Source organism: Streptomyces aquilus, from assembly GCF_003955715.1.
Lineage (GTDB): Bacteria > Actinomycetota > Actinomycetes > Streptomycetales > Streptomycetaceae > Streptomyces > Streptomyces aquilus.
In genome coordinates this window covers 3,406,856-3,423,357 of sequence record NZ_CP034463.1, presented here as the reverse complement: position 1 = coordinate 3,423,357, position 16,502 = coordinate 3,406,856, and the positions used below count along the sequence as shown (strand labels likewise).

At 68.3% G+C, this 16,502-nt stretch carries 16 protein-coding genes; 10 read left to right on the top strand and 6 right to left on the bottom strand.

Annotation, left to right across the window (positions count from 1 at the left end):
- The first annotated feature begins 59 nt into the window (after nt 1-59).
- Together EJC51_RS15785 and EJC51_RS15780 are read left to right on the top strand one after the other, a co-directional pair.
- Nucleotides 60-530, top strand: coding sequence for a MerR family transcriptional regulator (locus EJC51_RS15785; protein WP_126271672.1), 471 nt, complete (start codon nt 60-62; stop codon nt 528-530).
- Nucleotides 527-1,543: an aldo/keto reductase gene (locus EJC51_RS15780; protein WP_126271671.1), complete on the top strand. Its 1,017-nt coding sequence runs from the start codon at nt 527-529 to the stop codon at nt 1,541-1,543. Before EJC51_RS15785 ends, EJC51_RS15780 begins: the two co-directional genes overlap by 4 nt.
- A 65-nt stretch (nt 1,544-1,608) precedes the next feature.
- Here EJC51_RS15780 and EJC51_RS15775 read toward each other — a convergent pair whose 3' ends face one another.
- The 3 genes from EJC51_RS15775 to EJC51_RS15765 all read right to left on the bottom strand — a co-directional run bounded on the left by EJC51_RS15775 (nt 1,609) and on the right by EJC51_RS15765 (nt 4,450).
- Nucleotides 1,609-2,466: a DUF4429 domain-containing protein gene (locus EJC51_RS15775; protein WP_126276967.1), complete on the bottom strand. Its 858-nt coding sequence runs from the start codon at nt 2,464-2,466 to the stop codon at nt 1,609-1,611.
- A 57-nt stretch (nt 2,467-2,523) separates the two neighbouring features.
- The gene (locus EJC51_RS15770) at nt 2,524-3,741 is read right to left on the bottom strand and encodes an alpha/beta hydrolase (RefSeq protein WP_126271670.1); all 1,218 of its coding nucleotides are present in this window, start codon (nt 3,739-3,741) and stop codon (nt 2,524-2,526) included.
- 82 nt (nt 3,742-3,823) lie between these two features.
- The gene (locus tag EJC51_RS15765; protein ID WP_126271669.1) at nt 3,824-4,450 is read right to left on the bottom strand and encodes a TetR family transcriptional regulator; all 627 of its coding nucleotides are present in this window, start codon (nt 4,448-4,450) and stop codon (nt 3,824-3,826) included.
- A gap of 66 nt (nt 4,451-4,516) precedes the next feature.
- Here EJC51_RS15765 and EJC51_RS15760 point away from each other — a divergent pair, with 66 nt between their 5' ends.
- Both EJC51_RS15760 and EJC51_RS15755 read left to right on the top strand, forming a co-directional pair.
- Nucleotides 4,517-6,136 (top strand): MFS transporter, encoded by a 1,620-nt coding sequence (locus EJC51_RS15760; protein ID WP_126271668.1) that lies wholly within the window; start codon nt 4,517-4,519, stop codon nt 6,134-6,136.
- A gap of 253 nt (nt 6,137-6,389) precedes the next feature.
- Nucleotides 6,390-6,698 (top strand): small hydrophobic protein, encoded by a 309-nt coding sequence (locus tag EJC51_RS15755; protein WP_079309777.1) that lies wholly within the window; start codon nt 6,390-6,392, stop codon nt 6,696-6,698.
- A 287-nt stretch (nt 6,699-6,985) separates the two neighbouring features.
- Here EJC51_RS15755 and EJC51_RS15745 read toward each other — a convergent pair whose 3' ends face one another.
- Nucleotides 6,986-7,726: a potassium channel family protein gene (locus tag EJC51_RS15745; RefSeq protein ID WP_126271666.1), complete on the bottom strand. Its 741-nt coding sequence runs from the start codon at nt 7,724-7,726 to the stop codon at nt 6,986-6,988.
- 131 nt (nt 7,727-7,857) lie between these two features.
- On the bottom strand, nt 7,858-10,590 hold the full coding sequence (aceE, locus tag EJC51_RS15740; protein ID WP_126271665.1) for a pyruvate dehydrogenase (acetyl-transferring), homodimeric type: 2,733 nt from the start codon (nt 10,588-10,590) through the stop codon (nt 7,858-7,860).
- A gap of 342 nt (nt 10,591-10,932) precedes the next feature.
- Between aceE and EJC51_RS15735 the strand changes: the two genes are divergently transcribed.
- The 6 genes from EJC51_RS15735 to EJC51_RS15710 all read left to right on the top strand — a co-directional run bounded on the left by EJC51_RS15735 (nt 10,933) and on the right by EJC51_RS15710 (nt 15,548).
- The gene (locus EJC51_RS15735; protein ID WP_059191515.1) at nt 10,933-11,370 is read left to right on the top strand and encodes a DUF3052 domain-containing protein; all 438 of its coding nucleotides are present in this window, start codon (nt 10,933-10,935) and stop codon (nt 11,368-11,370) included.
- A gap of 125 nt (nt 11,371-11,495) precedes the next feature.
- Nucleotides 11,496-11,954 carry a peroxiredoxin gene (locus EJC51_RS15730; RefSeq protein WP_079309780.1) on the top strand — a complete coding sequence of 153 codons (459 nt, stop codon included), beginning with the start codon at nt 11,496-11,498 and terminating at the stop codon, nt 11,952-11,954.
- 113 nt (nt 11,955-12,067) lie between these two features.
- Nucleotides 12,068-12,643, top strand: coding sequence for a calcium homeostasis/redox stress adaptation protein (locus EJC51_RS15725; protein ID WP_059191513.1), 576 nt, complete (start codon nt 12,068-12,070; stop codon nt 12,641-12,643).
- A gap of 130 nt (nt 12,644-12,773) precedes the next feature.
- A complete protein-coding gene (locus tag EJC51_RS15720) occupies nt 12,774-13,349 on the top strand; it encodes a TerD family protein (RefSeq protein ID WP_126271664.1) in 576 nt (191 codons plus the stop codon).
- Between the two features lie 125 nt (nt 13,350-13,474).
- Nucleotides 13,475-14,620, top strand: coding sequence for a DUF475 domain-containing protein (locus EJC51_RS15715; protein WP_126271663.1), 1,146 nt, complete (start codon nt 13,475-13,477; stop codon nt 14,618-14,620).
- A gap of 190 nt (nt 14,621-14,810) precedes the next feature.
- Entirely contained in the window at nt 14,811-15,548 is a 738-nt protein-coding gene (locus EJC51_RS15710) for a TerD family protein (RefSeq protein ID WP_059191510.1), read from the top strand.
- Nucleotides 15,549-15,629: 81 nt separating this feature from the next.
- Here the strand turns inward: EJC51_RS15710 and EJC51_RS15705 are convergent, their stop codons facing one another.
- On the bottom strand, nt 15,630-16,430 hold the full coding sequence (locus tag EJC51_RS15705) for a TerD family protein (protein ID WP_126271662.1): 801 nt from the start codon (nt 16,428-16,430) through the stop codon (nt 15,630-15,632).
- Between the last annotated feature and the right edge of the window lie 72 nt (nt 16,431-16,502).

Below are 16,502 nucleotides of genomic sequence, written 5' to 3'. Positions count from 1 at the left end.
CGGATTTCTTACCTGTTCCGCTTGCTTGGAGTGCACTCCAAGGTTTTAGCGTGGGGGTCATGACGGTGATGGAGACCACGACCACGGGTACCAGGACCGACAGCTGTGCCGCCCCGCCGCACCCGCATCGGCGCCCCGAGGGCCAGGACAGCTACACGATCAGCGAAGTCGTCGCCTTTACCGGACTGTCCGCGCACACCCTGCGCTGGTACGAGCGCATCGGCCTGATGCCGCACATCGACCGCTCGCACACCGGCCAGCGCCGGTACAGCAACCGCGACCTGGACTGGCTCGACCTCGTCGGCAAGCTCCGGCTCACCGGCATGCCGGTCGCCGACATGGTGCGGTACGCGGAACTGGTGCGCGAGGGCGACCACACATTCAGCGAACGGTACGAGCTTCTGGAGACGACCCGCCGGGACGTGCTGTCCCGGATCGCGGAGCTCCAGGACACCCTCGCCGTTCTCGACCGGAAGATCAGCTTCTACGCCGATGCCGGTCGCGCCTACGAAACGGAGAAAGCCGGATGACCGACCGCACGATCCCCACCGCACGACTGGGCGCCGACGGCCCCGAGGTGGGAGTTCAGGGCCTGGGCTGCATGGGCATGAGCTTCGCCTACGGCCCCGCCGACGCGGGCGAGTCGCGCGCCACCCTGGAACGCGCCCTGGAACTCGGCGTCACCCTCTACGACACGGCGGACGCCTACGGCGCCGGGGAGAACGAGAAGTTCCTCTCCCCGTTCTTCAAGGCCCACCGCGACGAGCTGGTGATCGCCACCAAGTTCGCTCTGACGGTCCCGCCGGACGACCCGACCCGGCGCATCATCCGCAACGACCCGCCCTACATCCGCCAGGCCGTCGAGGCCAGCCTCAAGCGCCTCGACGTCGACGTCATCGACCTCTACTACATGCACCGGCGCGATGTGAACGTGCCGATCGAGGAGACCGTCGGCGTCATGGCCGAACTGGTCCGCGAGGGCAAGGTCAAGCACCTGGGCCTGAGCGAGGTCACCGGCACCGAGCTGCGGGCGGCCCAGGGCGTCCACCCCATCGCCGCCGTGCAGTCGGAGTGGTCCCTGTTCAGCCGCGACATCGAGTCCGGCGTGGTCCCGACCGCCCGCGACCTCGGCGTCACCCTGGTCCCCTACTCCCCGCTCGGCCGCGGCTTCCTCACCGGCTCCTTCGCCAACGCCGACAAGGACCTCACCGCCGGCGACTTCCGCCGCCAGCAGCCCCGCTTCACGGGCGAGAACGCGGCGTCGAACGTGGCCCTCCTGGAACCGATCCGCACGGTGGCCGAGACCCACGGGGTGTCCTTGGGCCAGGTGGCACTGGCCTGGGTCCACCAGCAGGCACAGGTGCACGACCTGCCGGTGATCCCGATCCCGGGCACCCGGAAGGCGAGCCGGGTGGAGGAGAACGTGGGGGCGGTGGGCATCGAACTGACGGAGGCGGAACTGGCGTTGCTGGAGCCGATCGCGGGGAAGGTGGCGGGCGACCGCTACGCCGATATGGCGTTCACTTCCGCCGGACGTGAGTGAAAGGCTTTTAGGGGCGCGGGGAACTGCGCGACCAGCCACGAACCACCCGCACCCGACGAACTGCCTCACAACTCAGCCAACAACTCCGCCTTCTTCATGGAGAACTCCTCATCAGTCACCAACCCAGCCTGATGCAGCTCTCCCAGATGGCGAATCCGCTCAGCGATGTCGGCCGGATCGCGCCTCGGCGCGGCGGCCGGCACCGCCGCCACGGCCCCGCGCTCCCGAACCGCCGCCAACACCGCCGCGGCGAACGGCAACGACTCATGGACCGGCCCGTACCCCAGCCCGAACACCACCGCCGCCGGATCCTGATCGGCCTGCGCGGGCGACGCCACGTCACTGCGCAGCAGCCGTAGATGCCCCTCGAACACCTCCGGCGACCGCCACTCCACCCCGCTCAGCTGGGACACGGCGAAACTCTGGTCGCCCGCCTTCCACTTCGCCGACGACGCCCCCGTCCAGAACCACCGGAAGAACACGGTCTTCCCGTCGAAGGACGCCTTCCCGTCGTACGCCTTGAAGGACAACGGCACCTCGGGCGCCGGCACGAGGAAGCGTTCCACCGGCTCGTCGCCCGGCGTCAGTTGTGCCCGCAGCTCGTCGGCGTAGTACTCGGCGAGGGTCTCCCGCTCGGCCGGCAGCACCAGCCGGTACGGGTCGCACCCTTCCTTCAGCTGCCCGGCCGCCGCCTCCATGAGAGGGTCGGCGCCCGGCCTGGGCTCGGCGCGCAGGACGACCGTGCCGCGCTTGCCCGGGGTGAGGGTCACCCCGGACAGCGCCCGCAGCGGAATCCGGCGCTCGCCCAGGGACTGGAACAGCTTGGGTGTTCGAATGCCTCGTTCGTAACGGATGAGCACAGAGTCGGACTCGAACTCCCAGGCGGCATGAAATCCGGCCAGTACGTCACCCATGCGGCTCATCGTATGCGGCACGAGCTCCTCCGTCGCCTCCCTGCGCAGACCGCAATTCCTGCGCCTCTACGCGCGTCCGTCCGTCGTGGCGCCGGACAAACCGGCCCGGCACGCCTTGTCGTTGTCGGAGCAGTGCACCGAGCGGTATGCGCCGACGCCGATCTCGGCGAAGTTCAGCAGGCTCTCGGTACCCGGCTCGAAATAGCCGCTGTGCCCCTTCGCGTCCGCCGCCGACAGCACCCGGGCCCCGAACGCGGAGGACACCGGATCGGCTCCATGACCCAGACCACCGAGCTCCAGGTACGGCACGTCCTGGATCCAGTCGTCCGCGTCCCGCATCGCCCACACCTGCGCCGAGGTGTGCAGATGGGAGGCCTTCTCGACCCGCATCCCCGGACTGCCGGCCACCGCGATGTCGGCCACCCGCTCCGGAAGTTCGCGCGCGGCGACCCCGCAGACCACGGAGCCGTAGCTGTGGCAGAACAGGGAGACGGGGGCGCTGCCGGGCAGCGCGCGCACCAGCGCGTTCAGCCGGACCGCCCCCTCGGCGGCCCGCACGCCGGTCGCCGAGTCGAGGCCGATCCCGCCCGGCGCGGTGTAGTCGGCCCAGGCGATCACCGCCGTACGGACCGAGGGGCTCGCCGCCTTCTCGGCCGCGTACAGGGACTTGGCCATGCCGACCGGGGCCGAGTACTTGCGGTAGGTGCGCTGGAAGGTGAGCAGGTCGGTGTCGACGCCGGGGACGACGACCGAGATCCGCTCCGCCTCGGTCAGGCTGCCGAAGACCTCGGCGACCCGGCCCGAGCCCTCCGGGTCGAAGGCGAGGATGTGCCGCTCGTCGCTCATCAGCGCCTCGTAGCGGTGCATACGACGGCCCGCGTCGCGTTGCCCGTCCGGGGACAGGCGGCTGTCGTGCATGCGTTTCAGCTCGGTCTTGCGGGCCTGGCCGAGCGCGACGCGGTTGGCGCGGTAGCGCAGCTCGACGGGGGCGCCGTTCATGTTGCCGACCGCGAGCGGGTAGCGGTGGGCGAGCTTGCCGCGCTGCTGAGCGGTGAGCGAGGCGAAGAAGACGGCGAGCCGGGCGGGGGAGGCGTCCGGGTCGGGGAGGTGGTGTCCTGCGATGCGACCGTGCTCCCAGGCGCTGAGCGACGCCTGGAGCGGGGTGGTGGGCCGATCGCCCTTGAGCGCGGTCCACCCGGTGGTCGCCAGCATCACGAACACCACGGCCAGCGCGAGCAGTGCGCGCCAGACGTTCAGTTGGGGAGAGGTGTCGAAGGAAGTCACTGGGAGGACACACTAGGAGAACGAGACGGTCTCGCGTTAACCGAGTGACAGGGATCACGTTTCGGTCGCCGTGACGATGACCTCAGTTTGTTCGCCAGTCGCCCGCCAGTGCCGGGCCCACCTGTTCGAGATATGAGACCGTGAGCGACCGCATCGCGTCCAGACCGAAGTCCGCACCGGTGCTCCACTGCCGCTCGGTCATCCGCATCACGCCGCTGAAGACGGCCACCACGAGCCGGGGCCGCGGGTCCGCCGCCACGTCGAGCCCCTCGCGCTCGGCGATGATCCGCGCGAGCGCCTCCTCGCTCTCCATGGAACGCCGCAGATGGGCCGCGAGCAGCACCGGCGTCGATTCGATGACCTGGTACATCCGCAGGTACAGCTCGACCGGTACGACGGACTCGATGACGTCGTTGAGCGAGTCCCAGCCCTCCACGACCGCCTGCCGCAGGACCTCCATCGGCGCCTCGTGCGGCGGCCGGGCGCGCACCGCCTCGACGAAGTGCGCCACCGCCAGCTCCACCACGGCGAGGGCGGCCTCCTCCTTGTTGGCGAAGTAGCGGAAGAAGGTGCGCTGCGAGACGTCGACGGCGGCGACGACGTCGTCGACGGTCGTGCGCTCGTACCCGCGCGTGGTGAACAGTTCGAGGGCGGCGCGCAGCAGGGCCTCACGGGTGCGCTGCTTCTTGCGTTCGCGCAGGTTTTCCATGGTGTGTCAGTTACCGACTTGTGAATTGCTTTGTCAATTGTCAGCGGCTGTCATTAGCCTCGGAGCATGACTAGTCAGACCACGCTCGACAAGACGGGGCCGGGGGACGAGGCGTCGGCCTCCCCGTCGGGCCCGGCCCCGGCCGCCGGGCTGCGCGGCCATCCCTGGTTCACCCTCATCACCGTGGCCGTCGGCGTCATGATGGTCGCCCTCGACGGCACCATCGTGGCCATCGCCAACCCGGCCATCCAGAAGGACCTCGGCGCCACCTTCGCCCAGGTGCAGTGGATCACCAACGGGTACTTCCTCGCCCTCGCGGTCGCCCTGATCACCGCGGGCAAGCTCGGTGACCGCTTCGGCCACCGCCAGACGTTCCTCATCGGCGTCGTCGGCTTCGCCGCCGCGTCCGGTGCCATCGGGCTGTCCAGCAGCATCGGCGCGGTCGTCACCTTCCGCGTCTTCCAGGGCCTGTTCGGCGCGCTGCTGATGCCGGCCGCGCTCGGACTGCTGCGGGCGACCTTCCCGGCCGAGAAGCTCAACATGGCCATCGGCATCTGGGGCATGGTCATCGGCGCCTCCACCGCGGGCGGCCCGATCCTGGGCGGCGTCCTGGTCGAACACGTCAACTGGCAGTCGGTGTTCTTCATCAACGTGCCGGTGGGCGTCATCGCCCTCGTCCTCGGCGGGCTGATCCTCCTCGACCACCGTGCGGAGAACGCCCCGCGCTCCTTCGACCTGCTCGGCATCGGGCTGCTGTCGGGCGCGATGTTCTGCCTGGTCTGGGCCCTGATCAAGGCCCCGGAGTGGGGCTGGGGCGACGGCAAGACGTGGGCGTTCATCGCCGTGTCGGTGCTGGGCTTCGCGCTCTTCGCCTTCTGGGAGACCAGAGTGAAGGAGCCACTGATCCCGCTGGGCCTGTTCCGCTCAGTCGCCCTCTCCGCGGGCGTGGTCCTGATGGTCCTGATGGCCATCGCCTTCATGGGCGGCCTGTTCTTCGTCACGTTCTACCTCCAGAACGTGCACGGCATGAGCCCGATCGACGCGGGTCTGCACCTCCTACCGCTCACCGGCATGATGATCGTCGGCTCCCCGCTGGCGGGCGTGATGATCACCAAGCTCGGCCCGCGCGTCCCGCTGGCCGGCGGTATGGCCGCGACCGCGATAGCGATGTACGGCATGTCGACGCTGGACACGGACACCGGCAGCGCGGTCATGTCCCTCTGGTTCGCCCTGCTGGGCCTGGGTCTCGCCCCGGTCATGGTCGGTGCGACCGAGGTCATCGTCGGCAACGCGCCGCTGGAGCTGTCCGGTGTCGCCGGCGGTCTTCAGCAGGCCGCGATGCAGATCGGCGGCAGCCTCGGTACGGCGGTGCTCGGTGCCGTGATGGCCTCCAAGGTCGACAGCGACCTGGCCGGCAACTGGAAGGCCGCCGGACTGCCGGCGCTCACGCCCGCCCAGCAGGCGCAGGCCTCCGAGGCGGTCCAGGTCGGCGTGCCGCCGATCGCCAAGGGGACGCCGGAGGCGATCGCCGCGAAGATCACCGACGTCGCGCACGACACGTTCATCTCGGGCATGAGCCTCGCGTCGCTGGTCGCCGCGGGCGTGGCCGCCGTCGCGATCTTCGTGGCGCTGCTGACGAAGAAGGGCGCGAACGCGGAGGCGGGCGCGGGCGTGGGCCACATCTGAGGAAATTCAGCGGGACTTCCCTCATCAGAGTGAAGACGCTAAAGATTCCTCGCTCCCGGCACGCACCGCACGTCACAGTAGGTGAAGCCCTCCGGTACGGCATGTTCCTCAGGCAAGTGCGGGACGGGTGACCGGCGTTGCGGCGCGCTGCCGGAGGGGGGCGGCGCGCCGCAAGACCGGAGGATTAGCAGGAGCATCGGGGGTACTCGCCAGTCATCGAACCCAACTTGCCTAGGGGTTCCGGGAGTTGTTGATGATGGCGGGCTTTGGTCATGGAACGCGCAGGTACCCCCGCTCACGTGGCCGGACGTGGTCACGGACCGGGCCGGATCGCGCGACGCTCGGAATCATCGGAGTCATCTGCGCGGTCGCCGGCTTCTTCGTGCTGGGGATCATCCTCGGCCCGGTGGCGATCGTCTGCGGTTGGCTGGCCATGGGCCGCACCTGGTCGCGCTCGCGCCCGGTGACGGCTCTGGTCGCCTTCGTACTGGGCGCCATAGACACGCTCCTGGCAGTCATCTGGCTGGCAGGAGCGGCTTCCCCGGGGAACGGCATGTTCTAGCGCCGGGGGTAGTGAGGGAGGGACCCCTGGCGCGATGAGCCGGGGGTCCGCCCCTGTACGAAGACGCGACGCCTTCCCCCCCGCCGACCGGACGTGGTCACGGACCGGGCCGGATCGCGCGACGCTCGGAATCATCGCCGGGGGTCTGGGGGTGTCCCTCGGAGAGTCAGTATCTGCGCGGTCGTTGGCTTCTTCGTTGGTCGCTTTCGTACGGGGCGTCATAGACACGCTCTTGGCAGTCATCTGGCTGGCGGGAGGGCCTCCGGTTCGGGAACCGGGGGCCCGCCTCACGGTCTGACCGACTGCTGCTGTTGCAGCTCCGCGACCTGTGCGCGCAGCGCTCGTACCTCCTCCGTCAAGGCCATGATCGCCTCCGTCTGGCGGCGTTCCTCCACGTCGTCCTTCTCGAAGCGGGCGATGAACCACGCGGCGATGTTCGCGGTGACGACACCGAGCAGGGCGATGCCGGAGAGCATCAGGCCGACCGCGATCACCCGGCCCAGACCGGTCGTCGGGGCGTGGTCGCCGTACCCCACCGTCGTCATCGTCGTGAACGACCACCACACCGCGTCACCCAGCGTCCGGATGTTCCCGTTCGGCGAGTTCCGCTCCACCGAGAGGACTGCCAGGGAGCCGAACATCAGCAGGCCGACCACCGCCCCCGCGACATACGTCGTCAGCCGGATCTGCGAGGCCATCCGCGCTCTGCGCTGCACCAGCAGCAGCGTGGCGACGAGCCGGAGCAACCGCAGCGGCTGGAGGAGAGGCAGGACCACCGCCCCCAGGTCGAGCCAGTGTCGTCGTACGAACTCCCGACGGTCCCGCGAGACCGACAGCCGTACGACGTAGTCGACGGCGAACGCCCCCCACACCACCCACTCGACACCCGTGCACACGGCCGTCAGCTCATGGCCGGCCGAGTCGTCCACGATCGGCACGGCATAGGCGACGGCGAACAGCACCGCAAGCGCCATCAGGGGCCGCTGGGTCAGGTGTTCCCAACGGACCTGCGCCGGTTCTTCCTTCATGTCCGCATCGTAAAGAAGCGGTAAGGGGAGGAGGGGAGGGAGAAGGAAGAAGGGATGAAGGGAGAAGGGATGAAGGGAGAAGGGCGGGGAGCCGCTTGGCCCCACCGCCCTTCAGTGCACCACCGTGCGTGCTACGCGTCGCCGCCCGCCGCGCCCGGGTCGGCCGCCGCCACGTCCAGGAGCTGGTAGCGGTCGATCGCCTGCTTCAGGGCCGAGCGGTCGACCTTGCCCTCCTTCGCGAGCTCGGTCAGCACGCCCACCACGATCGACTGCGCGTCGATGTGGAAGAAGCGCCGGGCCGCGCCCCGGGTGTCCGCGAAGCCGAACCCGTCCGCGCCCAGCGACTGGTACGTGCCCGGCACCCACCGCGCGATCTGGTCCGGCACCGCCCGCATCCAGTCGGACACGGCCACGAACGGCCCCTGCGCACCCGACAGCTTCCGCGTCACGTACGGCACCCGCTGCTCCTCCTCGGGGTGCAGCAGGTTGTGCCGCTCGACGTCGACCGCCTCGCGCCGCAGCTCGTTCCAGGAGGTCGCCGACCAGACGTCCGCCCTGACGTTCCACTCCTCGGCGAGGATCTTCTGCGCCTCGAGCGCCCACGGCACCGCGACGCCGGACGCGAGGATCTGCGCCGGGACGGAGCCCGAAGTGCCCTCGCTGTAGCGGTGGATGCCCTTGAGGATGCCCTCGACGTCCACGTTCTCGGGCTCGGCCGGGTGCTGGATCGGCTCGTTGTAGACGGTGAGGTAGTAGAAGACGTCCTCGGCCTCGGGGCCGTACATCCGGCGCAGACCGTCCTGCACGATGTGCGCGATCTCGAACCCGTACGCCGGGTCGTACGCCACACAGCCGGGGTTGGTGGAAGCCAGCAGCTGCGAGTGACCGTCCGCGTGCTGAAGACCCTCACCGGTCAGCGTCGTACGCCCCGCGGTCGCACCCAGTACGAAACCGCGCGCCAACTGGTCGGACATCTGCCAGAACTGGTCGCCGGTGCGCTGGAAACCGAACATCGAGTAGAAGACGTAGACCGGGATCAGCGGCTCGCCGTGCGTCGCGTACGCCGAGCCCGCCGCGATCAGCGACGCCGTGCAGCCGGCCTCCGAGATGCCGTCGTGCAGCATCTGGCCGGTCGGCGACTCCTTGTAGGCGAGCAGCAGATCGCGGTCCACCGACTCGTACTGCTGGCCAAGGGGGTTGTAGATCTTCGCGCTCGGGAAGAACGAGTCCATGCCGAACGTGCGGTACTCGTCCGGCGCGATCAGCACGAACCGCTTGCCGAGCTCCTTGTCCCGCATGAGGTCCTTGAGGAGCCGGACAAAGGCCATCGTCGTCGCGATGGACTGATGACCCGACCCCTTCTTCACGGTCGCGTACGTCTTGTCGTCCGGCAGCGCGAGCGGCTTGGCGCGCACCACGCGCGTGGGGACGTAACCGCCCAGCGACTTGCGGCGGTCGTGCATGTACTGGATCTCCTCCGAGTCCCGGCCCGGGTGGAAGTACGGCGGCGCGCCGGACTCCAGCTCCTTGTCGGAGATCGGCAGGTGCAGCCGGTCGCGGAAGCCCTTGAGGTCGTCGACCGTCAGCTTCTTCATCTGGTGGGTGGCGTTGCGGCCCTCGAAGTTCGGGCCCAGCGTCCAGCCCTTGACCGTCTTGGCGAGGATCACCGTCGGCTGGCCCTTGTGCGCCTTGGCCGCCGAGAACGCCGCGAAGATCTTCTTGTGGTCGTGACCGCCACGGCCCAGGTGCAGGATCTGGTCGTCGGTCATGTTCTCGACCATCGCGCGCAGCCGGTGGTCGTCACCGAAGAAGTGCTCGCGGATGTACGCGCCGGACTCGGTGGCGTACGTCTGGTACTGGCCGTCCGGCGTGGTGTTCATCCGGTTGACCAGCACCCCGTCGCGGTCCCGGGCCAGCAGCGGGTCCCAGGAGCGGTCCCAGACCAGCTTGATGACGTTCCAGCCGGCGCCGCGGAAGACGGACTCCAGCTCCTGGATGACCTTGCCGTTGCCGCGCACCGGCCCGTCGAGGCGCTGGAGGTTGCAGTTGACGACGAACGTCAGGTTGTCCAGGCCCTCGCGGGCGGCGATGGTCAGCTGGCCGAGCGACTCCGGCTCGTCCATCTCGCCGTCGCCGAGGAACGCCCACACATGCGACTTCGACGTGTCGGCGATCCCGCGCGCGTGCATGTACCGGTTCATCCGCGCCTGGTAGATCGCGCCGATCGGGCCGAGCCCCATCGACACGGTCGGGAACTCCCAGAAGTCCGGCATGAGCCGCGGGTGCGGGTACGAGGACAGGCCGTACGGCGCCTTGGACTTCTCCTGGCGGAACGCGTCGAGGTTCTCCTCGCTGAGGCGGTCCAGCAGGTACGCGCGCGCGTAGATGCCCGGGGAGGCGTGGCCCTGGAAGAAGACCTGGTCGCCGCCGTCGCCCTCGTCCTTGCCGCGGAAGAAGTGGTTGAAGCCCACGTCGTACAGCGAGGCCGAGGAGGCGAACGTGGCGATGTGGCCGCCGACGCCGATGCCGGGCCGCTGCGCCCTGGACACCATCACCGCGGCGTTCCAGCGGGTCGCGTTGAGGATCTTCCGCTCGATCTCCTCGTTGCCCGGGAAGAACGGCTCGTCCTTGGTGGCGATCGTGTTGACGTAGTCCGTGCTGCGCATCTCGGGCACGGCCACGCGCTTCTCGCGGGCCCGCTCGATCAGCCGCAGCATCAGATAGCGGGCCCGCTCCCGGCCGCGCTCGTCGACGGCGGCGTCGAGGGAGTCGAGCCACTCCTGGGTTTCCTCGGGGTCGAAGTCAGGAACCTGACTCGGAAGGCCGCCAATGATGATCGGGTTGCGATCGGATCCGGAAGCCACGCTGTTCCTTACCTGTCAGAGGGCCGTATTCCTGTATGTCTGCACCGCTCCCCATCGTGTACCTCGGGGCGCCAAACGTCATCTCTACTGTGGGGTAACCAGAGGCGCGCGGCCAGGTATGGTTCCCAAACGCACATAGGGGGCAGAAACGTGTGGCATGCGTCACCGTGGAGCCATGATGATGTGCCTGAAGTTGCGGTGACACGTTCCGGAACGTCACCGTTTCGGCGGTCTGAACGGCCGGGTACTTGCGCGATCCGCCCCGCCCGTGTGGACTACGGCCAATGCTTCGCGCACGCGCGTGGCTGAGTCATTCCCTAAGACATGATCAGGAGGCAACCCGTGAGCGCGACCGCGGACCACGCGGAGGAGCGGACGAACCCTGCCGCAAGGCTGGGGTTCCAGCCCGAGCAGGTGGTCCAGGAGATCGGCTACGACGACGACGTCGACCAGGAGCTCCGCGAGGCCATTGAAGAAGTCATCGGCGGCGAGCTGATGGACGAGGAGTACGACGACGTCGCCGACGCCGTGGTGCTGTGGTTCCGCGACGAGGACGGAGACCTCACCGACGTACTGGTGGATGCCACCACGTACATCGAGGAGGGTGGCTCGATCCTGCTGCTGACGCCGAAGACCGGCCGCGACGGCTACGTCGAGCCCAGCGACATCTCCGAAGCCGCGACGACGGCGGGGCTCTCCGCCTCCAAGAGCGTCAGCGTCGGCAAGGACTGGAGCGGCAGCCGTCTGGTGACCCCGAAGGGCGCCAAGTCGAAGCGGTGACCTCCGCCCGGTAGTAACCGGACGGGCTGAGCCACGCAGTGTGCTCGGCCCGTCCGTCGGCCTGTCGTGATCGCTGCGTAGGGTGGGTCTCACCCGAACAGTCCCACCGAAAGGGATTCACGACGATGGCGATCCAGGTCGGCGAAAAGGCCCCCGACTTCGAGCTCAAGGACAACCACGGTGCGACCGTGAAGCTGTCCGACTTCCGCGGCAGCAAGAACGTCGTCCTGCTCTTCTACCCCTTCGCCTTCACCGGGGTGTGCACCGGCGAGCTCTGCGAGCTGCGCGACAACCTGCCGCAGTTCTCCGACCGCGACACCCAGCTCCTCGCCGTCTCCAACGACTCCATCCACACCCTGCGCGTCTTCGCCGAGCAGGAGGGCCTGGAGTACCCGCTGCTGAGCGACTTCTGGCCGCACGGCGAGGTCTCCCGCGCCTACGGCGTCTTCGCCGAGGACAAGGGCTGCGCGGTGCGCGGCACCTTCGTCATCGACAAGGAGGGCGTGGTCCGCTGGACCGTCGTCAACGCGCTGCCCGACGCCCGTGACCTGAACGAGTACGTCAAGGCGCTCGACACCCTGTGATTCTTCGGTTCCAAGGCCTGCGGGCCACGGGAACCCGTCACTAGGATCGAGTCGTTGATCCGGTACCAAACGCATGGCGGGGCTCCCCGCCCCTGGACACCAATGGAGGACTCGTGGGAGTCAGCCTCAGCAAGGGCGGCAACGTATCGCTGACCAAGGAGGCCCCCGGCCTGACCGCGGTCATCGTCGGTCTGGGGTGGGACGTCCGCACCACGACCGGCACGGACTTCGACCTCGACGCCAGCGCGCTGCTGCTGAACAGCTCCGGCAAGGTCAGCAGCGACGCCAACTTCGTCTTCTTCAACAACCTCAAGAGCCCCGACGGCTCCGTCGAGCACACCGGCGACAACATCACCGGTGAGGGCGAGGGCGACGACGAGCAGATCAAGGTCAACCTCGCGGCCGTCCCGGCCGACATCGAGAAGATCGTGTTCCCGGTCTCGATCTACGACGCCGAGAACCGCCAGCAGTCCTTCGGCCAGGTCCGCAACGCGTTCATCCGCGTCGTGAACCAGGCGGGCGAGGCGGAGATCGCCCGCTACGACCTCTCCGAGGACGCCTCCACCGAGACCGCCATGGTCTTCGGTGAGCTGTACCGGCACGGCGCGGAGTGGAAGTTCCGCGCCATCGGCCAGGGCTACGCCTCGGGCCTGCGCGGCATCGCGCAGGACTTCGGCGTCAACGTCTGACGTCGGCAATGTTCCACGGCTGAGTCGTGACCTTCCGGGACACGACATTGCCGGATCCGGCGCCGTACGGTTTGCGTGCGGCGCCGGACGCGCACCACAACAAAAAAGGCACACGGGGAGGACCAGCATCATGGGCGTCACGCTCGCCAAGGGGGGCAACGTCTCCCTGTCCAAGGCCGCACCCAACCTCACCCAGGTGATGGTCGGTCTCGGCTGGGACGCACGCTCCACCACCGGAGCCGACTTCGACCTCGACGCCAGCGCGCTCATGTGCGCCGGGGGACGGGTCATGGGTGACGAGTGGTTCATCTTCTACAACCAGCTCAAGAGCCCGGACGGCTCGGTGGAGCACACCGGCGACAACCTCACCGGTGAGGGCGACGGCGACGACGAGTCGATCCTGATCGACCTCTCCAAGGTGCCGGCCCAGTGCGACAAGATCGTCTTTCCGGTCTCGATCCACATGGCCGACGAGCGCGGCCAGACCTTCGGCCAGGTCAGCAACGCCTTCATCCGTGTGGTGAACCAGGCCGACGGCCAGGAGCTCGCCCGCTACGACCTCTCCGAGGACGCCTCCACCGAGACCGCGATGATCTTCGGCGAGGTCTACCGCTACGGCGGCGAGTGGAAGTTCCGGGCCGTCGGACAGGGGTACGCGTCCGGCCTGCGGGGCATCGCACTGGACTTCGGGGTCAACGTCTCATAACGCGTTATGAGCAAAAGCCGGTCCCCGGTGGGCGGCGAAGGGCTCGGGACTAGACTTCGGCTTCAAAGTCTTCGTAAAGCCGAGTACGGCGCGGGGGAGACCCGTACACAAGGATTGGGTAGCCAGTGGTTCTGAAAACCTTCGGCTGGTCGTTCGCGATCACCGCGCTCGGCCTCGTCGCAGCGGTCTTCTACGGGGGGTGGGAGGCCTTCGGCATCGTCGCGATCCTCTCGATCCTGGAGATCTCGCTGTCCTTCGACAACGCGGTGGTCAACGCCGGGATCCTGAAGAAGATGAGTGCCTTCTGGCAGAAGATCTTCCTCACCGTCGGTGTGCTCATCGCGGTCTTCGGCATGCGGCTGGTGTTCCCGGTCGTCATCGTCGCGATCAGCGCCAAGATGGGGCCCATCGAGGCCGTTGACCTCGCTCTCAACAACAAGGACCACTACCAGGAACTCGTCACCGACGCCCACCCGGCGATCGCCGCGTTCGGTGGCATGTTCCTGCTGATGATCTTCCTCGACTTCATCTTCGAGGACCGGGACATCCAGTGGCTGCGCTGGATCGAGCGTCCGCTCGCCAAGCTCGGCAAGGTCGACATGCTGTCGGTCTGCATCGCGCTGATCGTCCTGCTCATCACCGCCTTCACCTTCGCCACCCACGCCCACCAGCACGGCGGCGCCCATGTCGACAAGGCACAGACCGTACTGATCTCCGGCATCGCCGGTCTGATCACGTACATGGTCGTCGGCGGACTCTCCGGCTACTTCGAGGACAAGCTCGAGGAAGAGGAGGAGCGGGAGCACGAGGAAGAGGAAGAGGCCGCGCGCACGGGCAAGAAGAAGCCCGCCGTCGTCCTCGCCGGCCAGGCCGCGTTCTTCATGTTCCTCTACCTGGAAGTCCTCGACGCGTCCTTCTCCTTCGACGGTGTCATCGGCGCCTTCGCCATCACCAACGACATCGTCCTGATGGCGCTCGGCCTCGGCATCGGCGCCATGTACGTCCGGTCGCTGACGGTCTACCTGGTCCGCCAGGGCACCCTCGACGACTACGTCTACCTGGAGCACGGCGCGCACTACGCGATCGGCGCGCTGGCCGTGATCCTCATGGTCACCATCCAGTACGAGATCAACGAGGTCATCACCGGCCTCGTCGGCGTCATCCTCATCGCCTGGTCCTTCTGGTCCTCCGTACGCCGCAACAAGGCCCTCGCGGCGGCCGAGGGAAACGCGGGCTCGGACGAGAAGACTGAGGTCTCGTCCGGGGTGTGACACCCCTCGGGCTGAGAGCCTGTGTCTTATTCCCGGTCGGATCAGCGCGCGACGCCTGGCCGGGGATATGACACAGGCTCTGAGGGAACGCTCTGAGCGGGGCGGCATCGAGGCGACTCCTCGACGCCGCCCCGTCGGTCTTTGACACAGTGGTGCCGGCAGTGAAGCGGCCAGTGAGGTGGGGGCGGTAATGGGCTTCTTGGACGGACTCTGGCCCGGACGCGCGGTCGAGTTCGACTCGGGCAGCGCGGCGAGCAACGCGATCGAGCTGACCAAACGGCACGACCGGGTGTCCCTGACCAAGCAGGGCGCGGAGACCGGGCATCTGCGCATCAACCTCGCCTGGCGGATGCGGACGTCCGACATCGGCGGCAACCAGCGCGAGTCGCTGCTGCGGCACCCCTTCCGGGCGCTCAAGCCGCCGGAGGTCATGGGCCACAGCCAGAGCATGGTCAACGTCGACCTCGACCTGGGGTGCCTGTACGAGCTGACGGACGGCTCCAAGGGCGTCGTACAACCCCTCGGCGGACTCTTCGGGGACGTCAACTCACCGCCGTACGTCAAGCTCAGCGGCGACGACCGGTTCGGGTCGGCGTCCGGCGAGACCGTCTACGTCAACCTCGACCACCGGGACTCCATCAAGCGGATCCTGGTGTTCGTCTACATCTACGACCAGACGCCGGCGTTCGACCGGACCCACGCGAGCGTGACGCTGTACCCGAGCAACGGGCCGCGGATCGAGATAGGCCTCGACGAGCGGCATCCCCAGGCACGGTCATGTGCGGTGGTGATGATCGAGAACGTGAAGGGGGAGATCATCGTGCGGCGTGAGGTGAAGTTCGTGTACGGGTTCCAGGCGGAGCTGGATCGGTTGTACGGGTGGGGGCTGCAATGGGGGCGGGGTTACAAGACCAAGGCGGAGCGGTGAGGTTCGCCTGGGAACTCGGGGGTCCGGGTGGTGTGGCGGGTGCGGGCCGGTTGTGGCTGGTCGCGCCGTTCCCCGCGCCCCTCAAGGCCGGATGAACTGAGGTCCCTGGGGAGGGAGCCGGAAGTCCGGGTCCAGCGCTGCTGCCGCAGGCACCGGTACCGGAGGCTGCGGGTAGCCGTACGCCGGCTGGCTGGTCGGCTGGGGGTAGCCGTACGCGGGCTGGGTCGCCGGAGGGGTCTGCGGGTAGCCGTAGGCCGGCTGCTGCGGGACCGCGGTCGGCTGTTCCGGGGGGAGGGGCTGGGAGGCCTCCGGGGTCGGAGCCGGCTCCTCCGTGACCTCCGAGTCGTCCACCGAGATGCCGAAATCGCTGGCCAGGCCCTTCAGCCCGTCCGAGTAGCCCTCGCCCAGGGCGCGGAACTTCCAGCCCTCCCCGCGGCGGTACAGCTCCCCGCAGATCAGGGCCGTCTCGCGGCCGGTCTCCGGCTTGATGTCGAAGTAGGCCAGCGGCTCACCGTCGGCGACCGAGGCGTCGTACAGCAGGATGCGCAGCGCGCGTACGGTGTCGAACGTGACGCCGTCCGCCGATGCGACCAGCAGAATCTGACCGACGCCGGGCTCGACACCGGAGAGATCTGTCTGGATCGTGTCGGTGAGGCCCTCGGCGACCCGCTTCTTGCCGAGCCGCCACACCTTCCCGGAGGGGTGCCGGGGCTGGTTGTAGAAGACGAAGTCCTCGTCGGAACGTACGCGGCCGTCGGGGCCGAGGAGCAGCGCCGAGGCGTCGACATCCGGGACCCCCTGCCCGGGCGTCCAGCGCACCACGGCGCGCACCGTGGTGACATCCAGCGGGACGTTCGACCCCTTCAGCATGGCGTGCGTCATGCGGTCATCCTGCCTTCTCGGTCCTGCTCACGACAACGCGGGGGTACGGGCACCCGACAGGGGTACCCGGCA

Coding starts and splice junctions, on each gene's coding strand:
- EJC51_RS15785 (WP_126271672.1), top strand. CDS start 60: ATGACGGTGATGGAGACCACGACCACGGGTACCAGGACCGACAGCTGT.
- EJC51_RS15780 (WP_126271671.1), top strand. CDS start 527: ATGACCGACCGCACGATCCCCACCGCACGACTGGGCGCCGACGGCCCC.
- EJC51_RS15775 (WP_126276967.1), bottom strand. CDS start 2,466: ATGAGCCGCATGGGTGACGTACTGGCCGGATTTCATGCCGCCTGGGAG.
- EJC51_RS15765 (WP_126271669.1), bottom strand. CDS start 4,450: ATGGAAAACCTGCGCGAACGCAAGAAGCAGCGCACCCGTGAGGCCCTG.
- EJC51_RS15760 (WP_126271668.1), top strand. CDS start 4,517: ATGACTAGTCAGACCACGCTCGACAAGACGGGGCCGGGGGACGAGGCG.
- EJC51_RS15755 (WP_079309777.1), top strand. CDS start 6,390: ATGATGGCGGGCTTTGGTCATGGAACGCGCAGGTACCCCCGCTCACGT.
- EJC51_RS15745 (WP_126271666.1), bottom strand. CDS start 7,726: ATGAAGGAAGAACCGGCGCAGGTCCGTTGGGAACACCTGACCCAGCGG.
- EJC51_RS15730 (WP_079309780.1), top strand. CDS start 11,496: ATGGCGATCCAGGTCGGCGAAAAGGCCCCCGACTTCGAGCTCAAGGAC.
- EJC51_RS15720 (WP_126271664.1), top strand. CDS start 12,774: ATGGGCGTCACGCTCGCCAAGGGGGGCAACGTCTCCCTGTCCAAGGCC.
- EJC51_RS15710 (WP_059191510.1), top strand. CDS start 14,811: ATGGGCTTCTTGGACGGACTCTGGCCCGGACGCGCGGTCGAGTTCGAC.
- EJC51_RS15705 (WP_126271662.1), bottom strand. CDS start 16,430: ATGACGCACGCCATGCTGAAGGGGTCGAACGTCCCGCTGGATGTCACC.